At 71.8% G+C, this 13,401-nt stretch carries 12 protein-coding genes and 3 pseudogenes; 4 read left to right on the top strand and 11 right to left on the bottom strand.

What is annotated here, in order from left to right; translation table 11 throughout:
• Both IH13_RS0124740 and IH13_RS0124735 read right to left on the bottom strand, forming a co-directional pair.
• A partial coding sequence (locus tag IH13_RS0124740) for an NUDIX domain-containing protein (RefSeq protein ID WP_031087984.1) occupies positions 1-351 on the bottom strand: 351 nt, incomplete at its 3' end.
• Positions 338-1,261: a DMT family transporter gene (locus IH13_RS0124735; protein WP_031087982.1), complete on the bottom strand. Its 924-nt coding sequence runs from the start codon at positions 1,259-1,261 to the stop codon at positions 338-340. The genes IH13_RS0124735 and IH13_RS0124740, both read right to left, overlap by 14 nt.
• Positions 1,262-1,478: 217 nt before the next feature.
• Here IH13_RS0124735 and IH13_RS0124730 point away from each other — a divergent pair.
• Positions 1,479-3,053: pseudogene (locus IH13_RS0124730) on the top strand (FAD-binding dehydrogenase); the annotation flags it as partial.
• Between the two features lie 123 nt (positions 3,054-3,176).
• Here IH13_RS0124730 and IH13_RS41175 read toward each other — a convergent pair.
• The 7 genes and pseudogenes from IH13_RS41175 to IH13_RS0124700 all read right to left on the bottom strand — a co-directional run.
• Positions 3,177-3,695 (bottom strand): annotated as a pseudogene (locus IH13_RS41175) (urease accessory protein UreD); the annotation flags it as partial.
• Between the two features lie 107 nt (positions 3,696-3,802).
• Positions 3,803-4,498: an urease accessory protein UreG gene (ureG, locus tag IH13_RS41170; RefSeq protein ID WP_420713393.1), complete on the bottom strand. Its 696-nt coding sequence runs from the start codon at positions 4,496-4,498 to the stop codon at positions 3,803-3,805.
• Positions 4,488-5,098 (bottom strand): annotated as a pseudogene (locus IH13_RS38305) (urease accessory protein UreF). The gene ureG and the pseudogene IH13_RS38305 overlap by 11 nt, the downstream one beginning before the upstream one ends.
• A gap of 89 nt (positions 5,099-5,187) precedes the next feature.
• Complete coding sequence (locus tag IH13_RS0124715) at positions 5,188-6,897, bottom strand: urease subunit alpha (protein ID WP_031087977.1); 1,710 nt, start codon at positions 6,895-6,897, stop codon at positions 5,188-5,190.
• Positions 6,890-7,234: an urease subunit beta gene (locus tag IH13_RS0124710; protein WP_051835914.1), complete on the bottom strand. Its 345-nt coding sequence runs from the start codon at positions 7,232-7,234 to the stop codon at positions 6,890-6,892. Before IH13_RS0124710 ends, IH13_RS0124715 begins: the two co-directional genes overlap by 8 nt.
• Positions 7,235-7,308: 74 nt before the next feature.
• A complete protein-coding gene (locus IH13_RS0124705; RefSeq protein WP_031087973.1) occupies positions 7,309-7,611 on the bottom strand; it encodes an urease subunit gamma in 303 nt (100 codons plus the stop codon).
• 154 nt (positions 7,612-7,765) lie between these two features.
• Complete coding sequence (locus tag IH13_RS0124700) at positions 7,766-8,191, bottom strand: ASCH domain-containing protein (RefSeq protein WP_031087971.1); 426 nt, start codon at positions 8,189-8,191, stop codon at positions 7,766-7,768.
• A 245-nt stretch (positions 8,192-8,436) separates the two neighbouring features.
• Between IH13_RS0124700 and IH13_RS0124695 the strand changes: the two genes are divergently transcribed.
• Positions 8,437-9,399 carry a hypothetical protein gene (locus IH13_RS0124695; protein ID WP_031087969.1) on the top strand — a complete coding sequence of 321 codons (963 nt, stop codon included), beginning with the start codon at positions 8,437-8,439 and terminating at the stop codon, positions 9,397-9,399.
• Between the two features lie 35 nt (positions 9,400-9,434).
• Positions 9,435-11,009 carry an APC family permease gene (locus IH13_RS0124690; protein WP_031087968.1) on the top strand — a complete coding sequence of 525 codons (1,575 nt, stop codon included), beginning with the start codon at positions 9,435-9,437 and terminating at the stop codon, positions 11,007-11,009.
• A gap of 82 nt (positions 11,010-11,091) precedes the next feature.
• Here the strand turns inward: IH13_RS0124690 and IH13_RS0124685 are convergent, their stop codons facing one another.
• Both IH13_RS0124685 and IH13_RS0124680 read right to left on the bottom strand, forming a co-directional pair.
• The gene (locus IH13_RS0124685; RefSeq protein ID WP_031087967.1) at positions 11,092-12,489 is read right to left on the bottom strand and encodes a GntP family permease; all 1,398 of its coding nucleotides are present in this window, start codon (positions 12,487-12,489) and stop codon (positions 11,092-11,094) included.
• Between the two features lie 11 nt (positions 12,490-12,500).
• Entirely contained in the window at positions 12,501-13,010 is a 510-nt protein-coding gene (locus IH13_RS0124680) for a gluconokinase (RefSeq protein ID WP_031087965.1), read from the bottom strand.
• A gap of 130 nt (positions 13,011-13,140) precedes the next feature.
• Between IH13_RS0124680 and IH13_RS0124675 the strand changes: the two genes are divergently transcribed.
• Positions 13,141-13,401 (top strand): FadR/GntR family transcriptional regulator (locus IH13_RS0124675; protein ID WP_037842252.1); only part of this gene is annotated, 261 nt, incomplete at its 3' end.

Below are 13,401 nucleotides of genomic sequence, written 5' to 3'. Positions count from 1 at the left end.
GTACACGTACGACCACCAGGTGTGCTCGGCACTCTCGTAGAGGAACGTGAACAGCCGTTCGGGACGGGGGAGGCCGGGGACGCCCAGTTCCTCCTCGGCCTCGCGCAGGGCCGCGTCGTCGCACGCCTCACCCGCGCCCACGACCCCGCCGACGAACATGTCGTAGTGGGAGGGGAAGACCAGTTTCGTGGGCGTTCTGCGGTGCACGAAGATCCGGCCCTCCGGGTCGCGTGCCTCGATGAAGACGCAGCGGTGGCGCAGCCGGCGCGCGGTCGCCTCACCGCGCGGTGCCTGCCCGACGACCTCGTCGTTCTCGTCGACGATGTCCAGGATCTCGTCAGCCGGATTCATGATCCTCATTCAACCCCACCCCGGAAACGGCCGTGGAGCCGTGTGCGTCACCGGTCTTCCCGGGCGGCATCGCCGGGTGCCGCCCGAGCATCACGATGCCCGTCACGATCGCGGCGAGCCCGACGCACTGCCAGGTCAGGGCCACCGCGTCGGTCCGCACGTGGTCGCCGAGGAACCCGATCCCGCAGACGATGCCGGCGAGCGGCTGCGCGGCGGTCAGCGGGGGCAGGGAGACCCGTAGCGGTCCCGCCTCGAAGGCGCTCTGGACCATGATCAGACTGGTCACGCCCATCACGACGAGCGCGTACGGCTCCCAGCTGGTGAACAGCGAGACCCAACCCTCGTCGCTCAGCCGCAGTCCGCAGACCCGCGTCAGGGCGTCCTGCAGCCCGTACAGCAGTCCGCCCGCCAGGCCGAGCACCGCGGGGGTCCAGGGCGCGCGCCGGTGCCGGGCGGACGCGGTCAGGAGCAACGAGAGCCCGGCCACCACACCGATCACCAGCCAGCGCCGCAGGGGCTCCGTCACCTCCTGCCCGCCGCTCGGCTGCCCCGCCAGCAGGAACACGGCGACGCCGCAGGCCAGCAGCCAGAGCCCGCCCCAGCCCTGCCGGCCGAGCCGCTGGCCGGTGAGCCAGCGTGACAGGCCCATGGCGAACAGCAGATTGGTGGCCATCAGCGGCTCGACGACCGACACCTCGCCGCGGCCCAGGGCGAGGGCGCCGAGGACCATGCCGCAGATCATCAGGGCGATACCGGCCAGCCAGCTCGGCACCCGCATGAGGTCGAGCAGCAACCGGGGAGAGAGGAAGTCGCCGGGCGGCGCGGTGCGGGCCGCCGCCTGTTGCAGGACGAAACCGAGGCCCAGACAACACGCGGCGCCGACGGAGAACAGGACGACCAGCAAGGACACGTTCCGACGATAGCCCCGGGGACGTACGAGATCCGTGAGGCCGTCCCGGCGGAACGGTTGACGTGGGAACGGGGGGTGCCGAAGATCTGACCTGACGCACGAGTAACTTGGCGCCCGCCGCCGTCCCGCGCGCCCGCACCTCTCCCGTACGGCCGCCCGCACCGCTCCCGCACCGACTCAGGCACCGCTCCCGCACCGCCCCCGGAGGACGAAACCCATGGCGTACGACGCTGACGTGATCGTGATCGGGGCGGGACTCGCGGGTCTGGTCGCCACCGCCGAACTGGTCGACGCGGGCCGCACGGTGATCCTGCTCGACCAGGAGCCCGAGCAGTCCGTCGGCGGCCAGGCGCACTGGTCCTTCGGCGGCCTCTTCCTCGTCGACTCGCCCGAGCAGCGCCGGATGCGGATCAAGGACAGCCACGCGCTCGCCCTTCAGGACTGGTACGGCACCGCCGGCTTCGACCGCGAGGAGGACCACTGGCCGCGGAAGTGGGCCGAGGCGTACGTCGACTTCGCGGCCGGTGAGAAGCGGTCCTGGCTGCACGCCCAGGGGCTGCGGATCTTCCCCGTCGTGGGCTGGGCGGAGCGCGGCGGTTACGACGCGGGCGGCCACGGGAACTCCGTACCCCGGTTCCACATCACCTGGGGCACCGGCCCCGGGATCGTCGCCCCCTTCGAGCGCAGGGTGCGCCAGGGGGTGGCGAAGGGCCTCGTCCGGCTCAGGTTCCGGCACCGGGTGACCGGCCTGGGCCGCACGGCGGGCGTGGTCGACACCGTCACCGGCGAGGTACTCGAACCGAGCGGCGCCGCCCGGGGGACGGCCAGCAGCCGCGAGGTCGCGGGGGCCTTCGAGCTCAGGGCCCAGGCCGTGATCGTCACCTCCGGGGGCATCGGCGGCAACCACGAGCTCGTGCGTGCGCAGTGGCCCGAGCGCCTGGGCACCCCGCCCGCGAAGATGCTCTCCGGCGTCCCGGCCCACGTGGACGGCCTGATGCTGGGCATCGCCGAGGGGGCGGGCGCCAACCACATCAACCGGGACCGGATGTGGCACTACACCGAGGGCATCGAGAACTGGAACCCGGTCTGGGCCCGGCACGGCATCCGGATCCTGCCCGGCCCGTCCTCCCTCTGGCTGGACGCCCGCGGCAAGCGGCTCCCGGTCCCGCTCTTCCCCGGCTTCGACACCCTGGGCACCCTCGAACACATCATGCGGTCCGGACACGGCTACACCTGGTTCGTCCTCGACCGGAAGATCATCGGCAAGGAGTTCGCCCTCTCCGGCTCCGAACAGAACCCCGACCTGACCGGCAAGTCGGTCCGGGGCGTGATCGGCCGGGCGCGCGCCGACGTACCCGCGCCGGTGCAGGCGTTCATGGACCAGGGCGCGGACTTCGTCGTCGAGAAGGACCTCGGCGCGCTGGTGCGGGGCATGAACGCGCTCACCGGCGAAGCGCTGATCGACGAGGACGAGCTGCGCCGCGAGATCACCGCCCGCGACCGGGAGATCGCCAACCCCTTCACCAAGGACCTCCAGATCACGGCGATCCGAGGAGCCCGCACCTACCTGGGCGACAAGCTGATCCGCACGGCGAGGCCCCACCGCATCCTGGACCCGGCGGCCGGACCGCTGATCGCCGTACGGCTCAACATCCTGACCCGCAAGTCCCTGGGCGGGCTGGAGACGGACCTCTCCTCCCGGGTCCTGACGGCCGACGGCACCCCGCTGGCCGGTGTCTACGCGGCGGGCGAGGCGGCGGGCTTCGGCGGCGGCGGGGGCCACGGCTACCGATGTGTCGGGTGTCAGTGCGCTGAACAGGACGGCCCGGCCGGGGAGTGCCATCTGGGCCGTGTCGGGGTGGCGCGCACAGGTCTCGGCCGTGCCCGGCACACCGGGGTCCACGAGGAGCAGGGTCCCGGCTGCGCGGTGGCCGGCGGTGACGGCGGGACCGTCCCAGCCCGGAGCCCCCGGGCCGACGCGGAGCTCCTGGTCGTGGAGCGGGCCGCCGGGCGCGGTGATCCGGAGCCGCTGGCGGTAGCCACCGGACGGTTCGCCCTCTCGGCCGAAGAGGGCCTCTTCGCGCAGCAGGAGCCGTGCGCCGTCCTCCAGGGTGACGCGGGTGTCGGTCGTATGACGGCACGCGCGCGCCGCGATCGCCAGTTCCGGACGCCACACCAGGGTCGCACCGGCCCCGACCCGGATGCGGACGTCGAGGCGGGACTCCTCGCCGGTGCGGCCGGGCAGCAGCAGCGTGGGCGCGACTTCGCCGAGCATCAGCGAGCTGCCTTCCCCCACCTCCACCTCCAGTCTCAGGCGGTCGCCGCCGAGCGGCCCCGCCGCCCCCGCCGTCAGGTGGACCCCGGCGGCGGGGACGTCCCGGGACGCCCACGAGGTGAGCGGTCCGGGACCGAGGAGCGAGGTGGTGCGCAGCATCAGGGGCCAGCCCGAACGCAGCACGCGGATCCGGGTCCGTACGCCGCCCGGAGCGGCGGCCCGCTCGGTGACGAGCCGGGCCGATGCCTGATGCGCCATGGTGCCCGTCAGCTCCCGGATTCGGACAGGCGGTCACGGACCCAGGCGGTGACCTCGCGCGCCCGCGGGTCCTCGACCAGGGAGAGGAAGACGACGGGGAGGTCGCCGCGCTTCTCCTTCGCGTCGCGCTCCATCACCGACAGATCGGCGCTCACCTGGTCGGCGAGATCGGTCTTGTTGACCACCAGCAGGTCGGAGGTGGTGACACCGGGTCCGCCCTTGCGCGGCACCTTGTCACCGCCCGCGACGTCGACGACGAAGATCTGGTGGTGGATCAGGCCGCGGCTGAAGGTGGCGGTGAGGTTGTCACCGCCGCTCTCGACGAGAACGATGTCGAGCGGGGGCAGGCTGCGCTCCAACTCCTCGATGGCCTCCAGGTTGGCCGAGATGTCGTCGCGGATGGCGGTGTGGGGACAGCAGCCGGTCTCCACCGCGCGTACGCGCTCCTCGGGCAGCACTCCGTTGCGCAGCAGGAAGTCGGCGTCCTCCGTGGTGTAGATGTCGTTGGTGACCACGGCCATCTCGAACTCGGACCCCAGGGACCGGCAGAGCGCCGCCACGAGGGCCGTCTTCCCGGACCCCACCGGCCCGCCGAGCCCGATCCGCAACGGCCGGCCCGGCGGACGGGGCTTCCGGTCCGCCTCGGGACCGGGGTGCGGATGGCTGTGGACAACGTTCTCGGCTGTGTGCTGATCAGGACGCAAAGAGACGCACCTCCCAGGTGGCGTGGTGTTGGGCTGAGATGTCGAGCAACGGGGAGCACGGCGAGGGAAGATCCGCCCCCGGCTTCCCGGCGTCATCGGCGGCCTTGCGGGCGAGCTGGTCCAGACGGGGCGTGAGCCCGGCCAGCACGGCCTGCACTTCGAAGGGGTCGAGCCCCAGCAGCCGGACCGCCGAGGTGGCGGGCCCGGCCACGGCGTCGTGCAGGGCCGCCGTGGCCGCGCCGCGCGGGTCCAGCGCGAAGACCCGTGCGGTCACCCCGAGTACGAGCGGCTGGTGCGGCCCTCGGGGCCAGGCCGCGGCGAGCGCGTCCAGCCGCGGATCGGGACGGGCCGCGCGGGCGGTACGCAGCAGCTGGCGTCCGAGCTTGCGCGACGCGGCCCGCAGCGCCGGAGCGGGGGTACGGGCCTCGAGCTCGGCGTCGAGCTCCGCCAGCCGGGGCCCGGCACCTGCCCCGGCGCACGCCGCCGCGGCGAAGGCCGCGGCGATCACCCCGCTGGTGGCGACCCGGCCCCGGAGGAACGCCTCCTGTCTCTTATACACATCTCGTGGCTGCCCGAGGGGAAGCGTCCGTCCGCCAGCATCAGCAGCGCGGCGAGCCCGGGGAGGCCGGGCGGGGCCTGGCCCGGGGCGTCGCCCGCCTCTGCCGCGACGACCGCGGCCTCGTGGGCGTTCAAAAGAGGAAGTAACGCTGGGCCATGGGCAGTTCGCGCGCCGGCTCGTGGTCGACCAGCTGCCCGTCGATGTGCACGGTGAAGGTCTCCGGATCGACCTCGATGTGCGGCAGGGCGTCGTTCTCCGGCAGATCGGCCTTGGACCGGCCGCGCATGTTGCTCACCGGCACGAGCCTGCGGTGGACGTCCAGCCGGTCGGCCAGCCCGTCCTCGATGGCGGCCGGGGCCACGAACGCCACACTGGTCGCCGCCGCGGCCCGGGTGTGCACGTTGTATCCGAGCCGGGGCAGCACCGGTTGCGGGGTGGGGACGGCGCCGTTCGGGTCGCCGAGCATGGCCATGGCCGCCATGCCGCCCTTGTAGACGGCGGTCGGGCGTACTCCGAACAGCGCGGGTTCCCACAGGACCAGGTCGGCGAGTTTCCCCGCCTCGACGGAACCCACCTCGGCCTCGAGCCCGTGGATGAGCGCGGGGACGATGGTGTACTTCGCCACGTAGCGGCGGGCCCGGTTGTTGTCCGCACGGACGTCCCCGGGCAGCCGGCCGCGCAGCTTCTTCATGAGGTGCGCGGTCTGCCAGGTCCGGCGCACCACCTCGCCCAGCCGGCCCATCGCCTGGGCGTCGGACGACATCGCCGAGATGGCACCCATGTCCTGCAGGATGTCCTCGGCCGCCATGGTCGAGGCCCGTACCCGGCTCTCGGCGAACGCGAGCTCCTCGCGGACCTGCGGGTTGAGGTGATGGGCGATCAGGCAGAGGTCGAGCTGCTCGTCGGCGGTGTTGACGGTGAAGGGCCGGGTGGGGGTGGTGGAGGAGGGCAGGACGTAGGGTTCACCGGCGATCCGGATGATGTCCGGGGCGTGGCCCCCGCCGGCCCCTTCGGTGTGGAAGGCGTGGAAGTTGCGGCCGTCGACCGTCCGCAGCAGGTCCTCGACGAAACCGGCTTCGTTGAGGGTGTCGCTGTGGATGGCCACCTGGACGCCGGCGGCCTCCGCGACCGTGAGCGCGGTGTCGATCGCCGCCGGAGTGGCGCCCCAGTCCTCGTGGCACTTGAAGCCGCCCAGACCGGAACGGAGCTGTTCCCACAGGGCCTCCTCGGAGACGGTGGTGCCGCGTCCGAGCATGAGTACGTTCACCGGCCACTGGTCGAGCCCCTCCAGCATCCGTTCGACCCACCAGCCGCCGGGGGTGGCCAGAGCCGCCTTGGAGCCGTCGGTCGGGCCGGTGCCCCCGCCGACCAGGGTGGTGGTGCCGGATTCCAACGCCACCACGGACATGTCGGGGGAGACCAGGTGCACATGCGTGTCGATGGTGCCCGCCGTCAGGATCAGCCCGCTGGCGTTGACCATCTCGGTCGAGGGGCCGACGACCAGATCGGGGTGGACTCCGTCCATGATGTCCGGGTTGCCGCACTTCCCGACGGCCACGATCCTGCCGTCGCGGATACCGACGTCGGCCTTCACGACGCCCCAGTGGTCAAGGATCACCGCCCCGCAGATCACCAGGTCGGGAGTGCCCTCCGCCCGGGTGGCGTGGGACTGGCCCTGCGACTCGCGCCCGGACTTGCCCCCGCCGAAGACCGTCTCGTCCCCGCCGACGCAGTGGTCCTTCTCGATCTCGATCAACAGGTCGGTGTCGGCCAGCCGGAGCCGGTCACCCGTGGTGGGCCCGAGCGAGGCCACGTACTGCTTGCGGTCGATCTCAGCCATCGAGGGAACCTCCACACTCGCGGCGCAGTCCGCGGACGATGCGCCGGCCTGCCAGCGGGATGAGTTCGACCTCCACGGTGGCGCCCGGGTCGAAGCGCTGCATGCCGCCCGCGATGATGTTCAGCCGGCGCCCCCAGGCGAGTTCGCGGTCGAACCGCAGCGCCGGGTTCGTCTCCGCGAAGTGGTAGTGCGAGCCGACGGTGACGGGGCGGTCGGCCGCGTTCACCACGGAGATCCTGGTCACGGGGCGGCCCGCGTTGATGACGACCGGCCCTTCCCCGTAGATGATCTGACCGGGGGTCCCCGGTTCCGGTGTGCTCTCGGCGCCGGGCTGCACCAACGCGCTCGTCTGGCCCTTGCCGGACCCGGGGACGAGGCTCTGGCCCGTACCGGGGCGTTCCTGGCGTTCGCTCACTGGATCGGCTCCTGTACCGCGATCAGTTTCGTGCCGTCGGGGAACGTCGCCTCGACCTGCACCTGGATCAGCATCTCGGGTACGCCGTCCATCACCTCGTCCCGGTGCAGCAACTCGCGCCCCGCGTCCTGCAGGTCGGCCTTGGTGCGGCCCTCCCTGGCGCCTTCGAGCAGCTGCCAGGAGATCAGGGCGGTGGCCTCGGGCAGATTCAGCTTCAGCCCCCTGCTCCTGCGCTCCTCGGCGAGCTTGGCCGCCGTATAGATCATCAGGCGCTCTCTCTCCTGCAGGCTGAGGAGCATTGCAACCTCCACTCGGTTCCCGACCAAGAGCCCGGAAACGGGCCTATGCGCGCTAACGGCGCATGGCTACTAATACCGGCTGATCGCTGGTTGCATCGGCAGCGTCGCGCCGGATCGTGCGTGTCGTCCACGGGGCGGGCCGCGCGGTGCCGCGTCACTCCCTCCGCTCCACCACCCGGAACCTCTCCGCCACCACCATCGTGTCGTCGTCCACCGTGAACGACGGGTCCCCGAGTCCCTCCCGCGTCTCCGCGCTCTGCCAGAACGCCTCGTGCGCCCTCCGCCACTCGGCGACCGACGCGTGGCCCTCGCCCTCGTCCAGGGCGTGCCGCAGGTCCACCGAGCCCAGCGGGAGCACCCGTACCTCCGTCAGTTCGACCACCGCCACCTCACGCCCTCCGGAGTCGATGAGCGCGGACCGTTCCCCCACCGGCGGGAGCTCCTCCCTCTCGGCCTCGTACTCCGCGAGCAGTCCGGTCGTGGAGACCTTCTCGCCCCGAAGCACGGCCTCCACCAGCTGATCGCGCAGCGGTCCGGGGAAGGCGAGCAGCAGCGGTTTGAGCGGTTCCCTGTTCTCCATGCCCGCAGTGTGGCACGCGTCACCTTTTCCTCCTCCGTCACGCCGGCCCCACCCGCACCGGGTCCAAGAGCTGCGCCGATGGCCGCGCCGTTCGGGTGCGACGGGTCAACTGCGCGCCGGATGAGCGGCGTTGGCGCATCACCACGCTTGACGTGGAGCACTCCCTACCGCTTTGCTGTGCGCGATCAACTGCTCGCACAGAGCATCGAGCAGCTCGCACGTCGCGTCGAAAAGGAATCCTGCGGATGTCTCCGCCTCCGCCGCCCCTGGGCCGCGCCCGCCGAAGGGGAGGGCGCTCGGACCACGCCTTCGACCCGGCCCTCGACGACAGCGAACTCGTCGACGCACGCCACCAGTTCGCCCAGGGCCGGTGGACCCGGGTGCGCTCCCTGTTAGGGGAGACCGGCACCGACTGGGACCGGCGCGGCCACCGCGTCATGGCGCTGGCCGAGGTGCCGTCCGCGGCCGGCTGGGCCGGTGACTGGCTGCTCGCCGAACCGGGCAGCTCCGACGCCACCACGCTGCTGGCCTGCGCCGACGTCGTCCGGGCCCTGCGGCCGCAGGCCAAGACCGCCGAACGGGACCGGGCCCGCGACGCCTGCCGGGCCGCTGCGGCCCTCGACCCGGCGGACCCCACGCCCTGGCTGGGCCTGATGACCCTGGACCGCGTCCACGGCAGCCAGGACGACACCGGCGCGGACTTCGAGCAGATCCGTTCCCGGCACCCCGAACACCACCAGGCACACCACCTGATGACGGCCCGTCTCGCGGAGGCGGGCTCCGGCGGCGACCTGCTCCACGAGGTGTACGACTTCGCCGCCTGGGCCGCCGAGCGGGCCCCCGCCGACTCCCCGCTGGCCGTCCTGCCCGTCGTCGCGCACGCCGAGCGCTACCGTGTCCTGGCCGCCGAGGGCGGGGTGTCCGACGACCCGGCGGCCTCGGGCCACTGGAGCGGGCGCCGGGCCAGACAGGTGATGAAGGCGGCCTTCGACTGGTGGCTCGAATGGGAGCGCGAGGACCACCCCCGGCACTGCGCCGACCTCAACTTCCTCGCCCACGCCAAGGTCTGCGAGGGCCGCCCCGCCGAGGCCGCGGCCCTCTTCCACCGCATCGGCCCGCACGCGACCGCCGCCCCCTGGTCGTACTCCGGCCGCGACCCCTACCCCGCGTTCCTCGCCGCGCGCGACCACGCGCTCGGCACCCCGTGATGCACGTTGCCCCCAACGAAGGGACCACCCCCGCCATGTCGACGGGCAGAACAGACACGAGAGAGACCGGCACCGGGAACACACCGCGCGGCACCGGCGGCATCAACACCTACAAGGGCGAGGAACGCGCCCTGCGCGCGGACCGGCTCGGCACCCCCGGCCTGCTCCTCTCGGTCCTCGCCGCCAGCGCGCCCCTCATGGTCGTCGCCGGGGTGATGCCCACCGTCTTCGGCGTCATGGGAATCGTGGGGCAGCCTCTGCTCTACGTCATCCTGGGCATCGTCCTGATGCTGTTCAGCGTCGGATACGCGGAGATGAGCCGGCACGTCCACAACGCCGGCGCCTTCTACGCCTACATCGCCCGCGGCCTGGGCCCGACCGCCGGCGCCGGTGCCTCGCTCGTCGCCCTGGTCGCCTACAGCGCCATGCAGGTCGGCATCTACGGCATCCTCGGCTTCGAGGTCTCCGGGCTCTTCGCCACCTACCTCGACATCGAACTCCAGTGGTGGATCGCCTCCCTGGCCGCCGTGGCCGTCGTCGGCGTACTCGGCTGGCTGAAGATCGACCTCAACGCCAAGGTGCTGGGCGTCCTGCTCGTCATCGAGTGCGCCCTGGTCGTCATCTTCGACATCGCCGCCGTCGGCAAGCCGGGCCCCGAGGGCCTTTCCCTGCACGCCTTCAACCCCGAGACCCTCACCGGCGCGGGCCTCGGCACCGCGCTCTGCTTCTGCATCGCCGCCTTCGTCGGCTTCGAACAGGCCCCGGTGTACGCCGAGGAGACCAGCCGTCCGCAGATCGTCGTCTCCCGGGTGATGTTCCTGGCCGTCGGCTACGCGTCCCTCTTCCTCGCCGTCAGCTCCTGGGCCCTGACCGTCGCCGCGGGCCCCGGCTTCATCGCGGACACCTCCCTCAAGGAGGGGCCGGGCATGCTGTTCGGCCTGACCGAGGAGCGGCTCGGCGCCACCTTCACCGACGTCCTGCACGTCCTCTTCGTCACCGGTATGTTCGCCGCGCTGCTCAGCTTCCACAACGTGGTCGCCCGCTACGCCTTCGCGATGGGCCGCGAGGGCCTGCTGCCCGCGGCCTTCGGCCGGACCAACAAGACCAGCGGCGCGCCCGCCACCGGTTCGGTGCTCCAGTCCGCGGTGTCCGCCGTCGTCGTGCTGGCCTTCGCCCTCACGGACGACAAGCCGGTCGGCGACCCCACCGCACCCGTCCTCCACCTGTTCACCTGGATGGGCAACGTGGGCGCGCTCGGGGTGATCGTCCTGATGGCCGCGGCGTCCTTCGCCGTCATCGCCTTCTTCGTGCGCCGCGGTGCCGGCCGCGCGCAGGCCGCCCGGCTCGTCTGCTCCGCGCTCGCCGGGATCGCCCTGCTGTCGATCGCCGTCTTCACCGTCCGGGACTTCGACGTCCTGGTCGGCTCGGGCCCCGGCTCCGTACTGAACTGGCTGCTGCCCGGCGTCATCGTCCTCGCCCTCGTCGGCGGTCTCGTGTACGGCGCGGTGCTGCGCTCCACCAAGCCGGAGGTGCACGCCCGGATCGGGCTCGGCAACGAGGCCTTCCAGCTGGAGAAGGCGGCGGAGGACACCGGCACCGCCCCCCACTGACCCGGCCCCTCACGCACCTCACCCGCGGCCCCGTACAGGGGACCGCGGGTGAGGTGCGTTCCGTGGCGTACCGGCTACCGGGTCACCACAGCAACGACAGCAGCAGGATGAAGACCAGCGAGACCACGGAGATGATCGTCTCCATCACCGACCAGGTCTTGACGGTCTGCCCGACGTCCATGCCGAAGTACTCCTTCACCAGCCAGAACCCCGCGTCGTTGACGTGGCTGAAGAAGAGCGAACCCGCGCCGACGGCGAGGACCAGCAGCGCCGCCTCCGGCGTGGACATGTCCGCGGCCAGCGGGGCGACCAGACCGGCCGCCGAGATGGTGGCCACCGTCGCCGAGCCCGTCGCCAGCCGGATCGCGACCGCGATCAGCCAGCCGAGCAGCAGTGCGGGAATCGACCAGTCCTTGGAGAAGTCCAGGATCATCTCGCCGACACCGGCGTCGATGAGCGTCTGCTTGAATCCGCCGCCCGCGCCGACGATCAGCAGGACGCCCGCGATCGGGGCGAGCGACTTCTCGACGGTGGTGGAGAGGCGTCCCCTGGTGAACCCGGCCGCCCGGCCCAGCGTGAACATGCCGACCAGGACGGCCGCCAGGAGGGCGATCAGCGGCGAGCCGATGACGTCGGTGACCTTCTGGACGCCGTTCGCGGGGTCGTCCACCACGATGTCGACCAGCGCCTTGACCAGCATCAGCACGACCGGCAGCAGGATCGTCGCCAGGGTCGCGCCGAAGCTCGGACGCCGGTCCAGGGTCTCGGACGGGCGCTGCGGGATCATCCTCTCCGGCGCCTCGATGTCCACCCAGCGGGCGGCGTACCGGGAGAAGACCGGCCCCGCGATGATCACGGTCGGAACGGCCACCAGGACGCCGAGCGCCAGGGTGACGCCCAGGTTGGCGCCGAGCGCGTCGATCGCGACCAGCGGTCCGGGGTGCGGCGGGATCAGCCCGTGCATCACGGACAGGCCGGCCAGGGCCGGGATGCCGATGCGCATCAGGGAGTAGTTGCCGCGCTTGGCGACCAGCAGTACCACCGGGATCAGCAGCACGATCCCGACCTCGAAGAACAGCGGAAGTCCGATGATCGAGGCGATCAGCACCATCGCCCACGGCATCACCCGCCCGCTCGCCTTGGCGAGGATCGTGTCGACGACCTGGTCCGCGCCGCCGGAGTCGGCGAGCAGCTTGCCCAGGATCGCGCCGAGCGCGATGAGTACACCGACGCCGGCGACGGTCGAACCGAGGCCCGCGGTGAAGCTGGCGATCGTCTTGGCGGGCGCGGCCCCGGCGAAGGAGCCGAGGGCGAGCGAGCCGATGGTCAGCGCGAGGAACGCGTGGACCTTGAGCTTCGTGATGAGCAGGACGATGACGGCGATGCCCGCCAGTACGGCGATGCCCAGCTGCGCGTTGCCTGCCGACGTGATGGGTTCGACGGCATCCGCTGCCAGGATCTCGACGCTGAGACCGGTCACGGTGGTGATCCTTAGTTCTCGAGCCGGCGCAGCGCGGCGACGGCCCGGTCGGTTATTTCCTCAGGGGTGCCGGACACGTCCACCCGGACGCCCGCCTCGTCCTCCTGCAGCGGCTGCAGGGTGGCGAACTGGGAGTCGAGCAGCGCGGTCGGCATGAAGTGGCCCTTGCGGCCGGCCATCCGGCGTTCGATGAGGGCGCGGTCGCCGGTCAGATGGAGGAAGACGGCACCGGGCGCCTCGGCCCGCAGCCGGTCGCGGTAGGCGCGCTTGAGCGCGGAGCTGCTGACGACCCCGCCGAGCCCCGCCCTGCTGTGGGCCCACTGGCCGATCGCGTCCAGCCAGGGCCACCGGTCGGCGTCCCCCAGCGGTGTACCGGCCGACATCTTGGCGATGTTGGCGGGTGGATGGAAGTCGTCGCCCTCGGCGTAGGGAACGCCGAGTTCGGCGGCGAGCAGGGGGCCGATCGTGGTCTTGCCGGTCCCTGCCACGCCCATCACCACGACGACGTGGGGGGTGCTCATTGGTGCCTCGCTGTCTTCTTCGACATCGGTCCGTCGCGCTACTGAAACCTATTACGTACGACTTATTCAAGAGGATGTGATGTAAACGTCTTACTTTTTCTGGTTCCGGTCCGCATCGTAGGCTGTGGCCATGACCGCACGGAGCCAGGGGCTGCATACACACGTGCTGGACGCCCTGGGTCTGGAGATCTCCTCCGGCGAATTCCCCCCGGGGTGCGTCCTACGCACCGACGAGCTCGCCCAGCGCTTCGAGGTCTCCCGCACGGTCGTCCGCGAGGTGATCCGCGTCCTGGAGTCGATGCACCTGGTCGCCTCCCGCCGCCGGGTCGGCGTCACCGTGCTGCCCACCGAGGAGTGGAACGTCTACGACCCGCAGGTCATCCGCTGGCGG

Origin of the sequence: Streptomyces sp. NRRL WC-3549 (genome assembly GCF_000721935.1) — a bacterium.
Classification (GTDB): Bacteria; Actinomycetota; Actinomycetes; order Streptomycetales; family Streptomycetaceae; genus Streptomyces.
The sequence above is the reverse complement of the archived record's forward strand: the minus strand, read 5'-3'. Positions and strand labels throughout refer to the sequence as shown.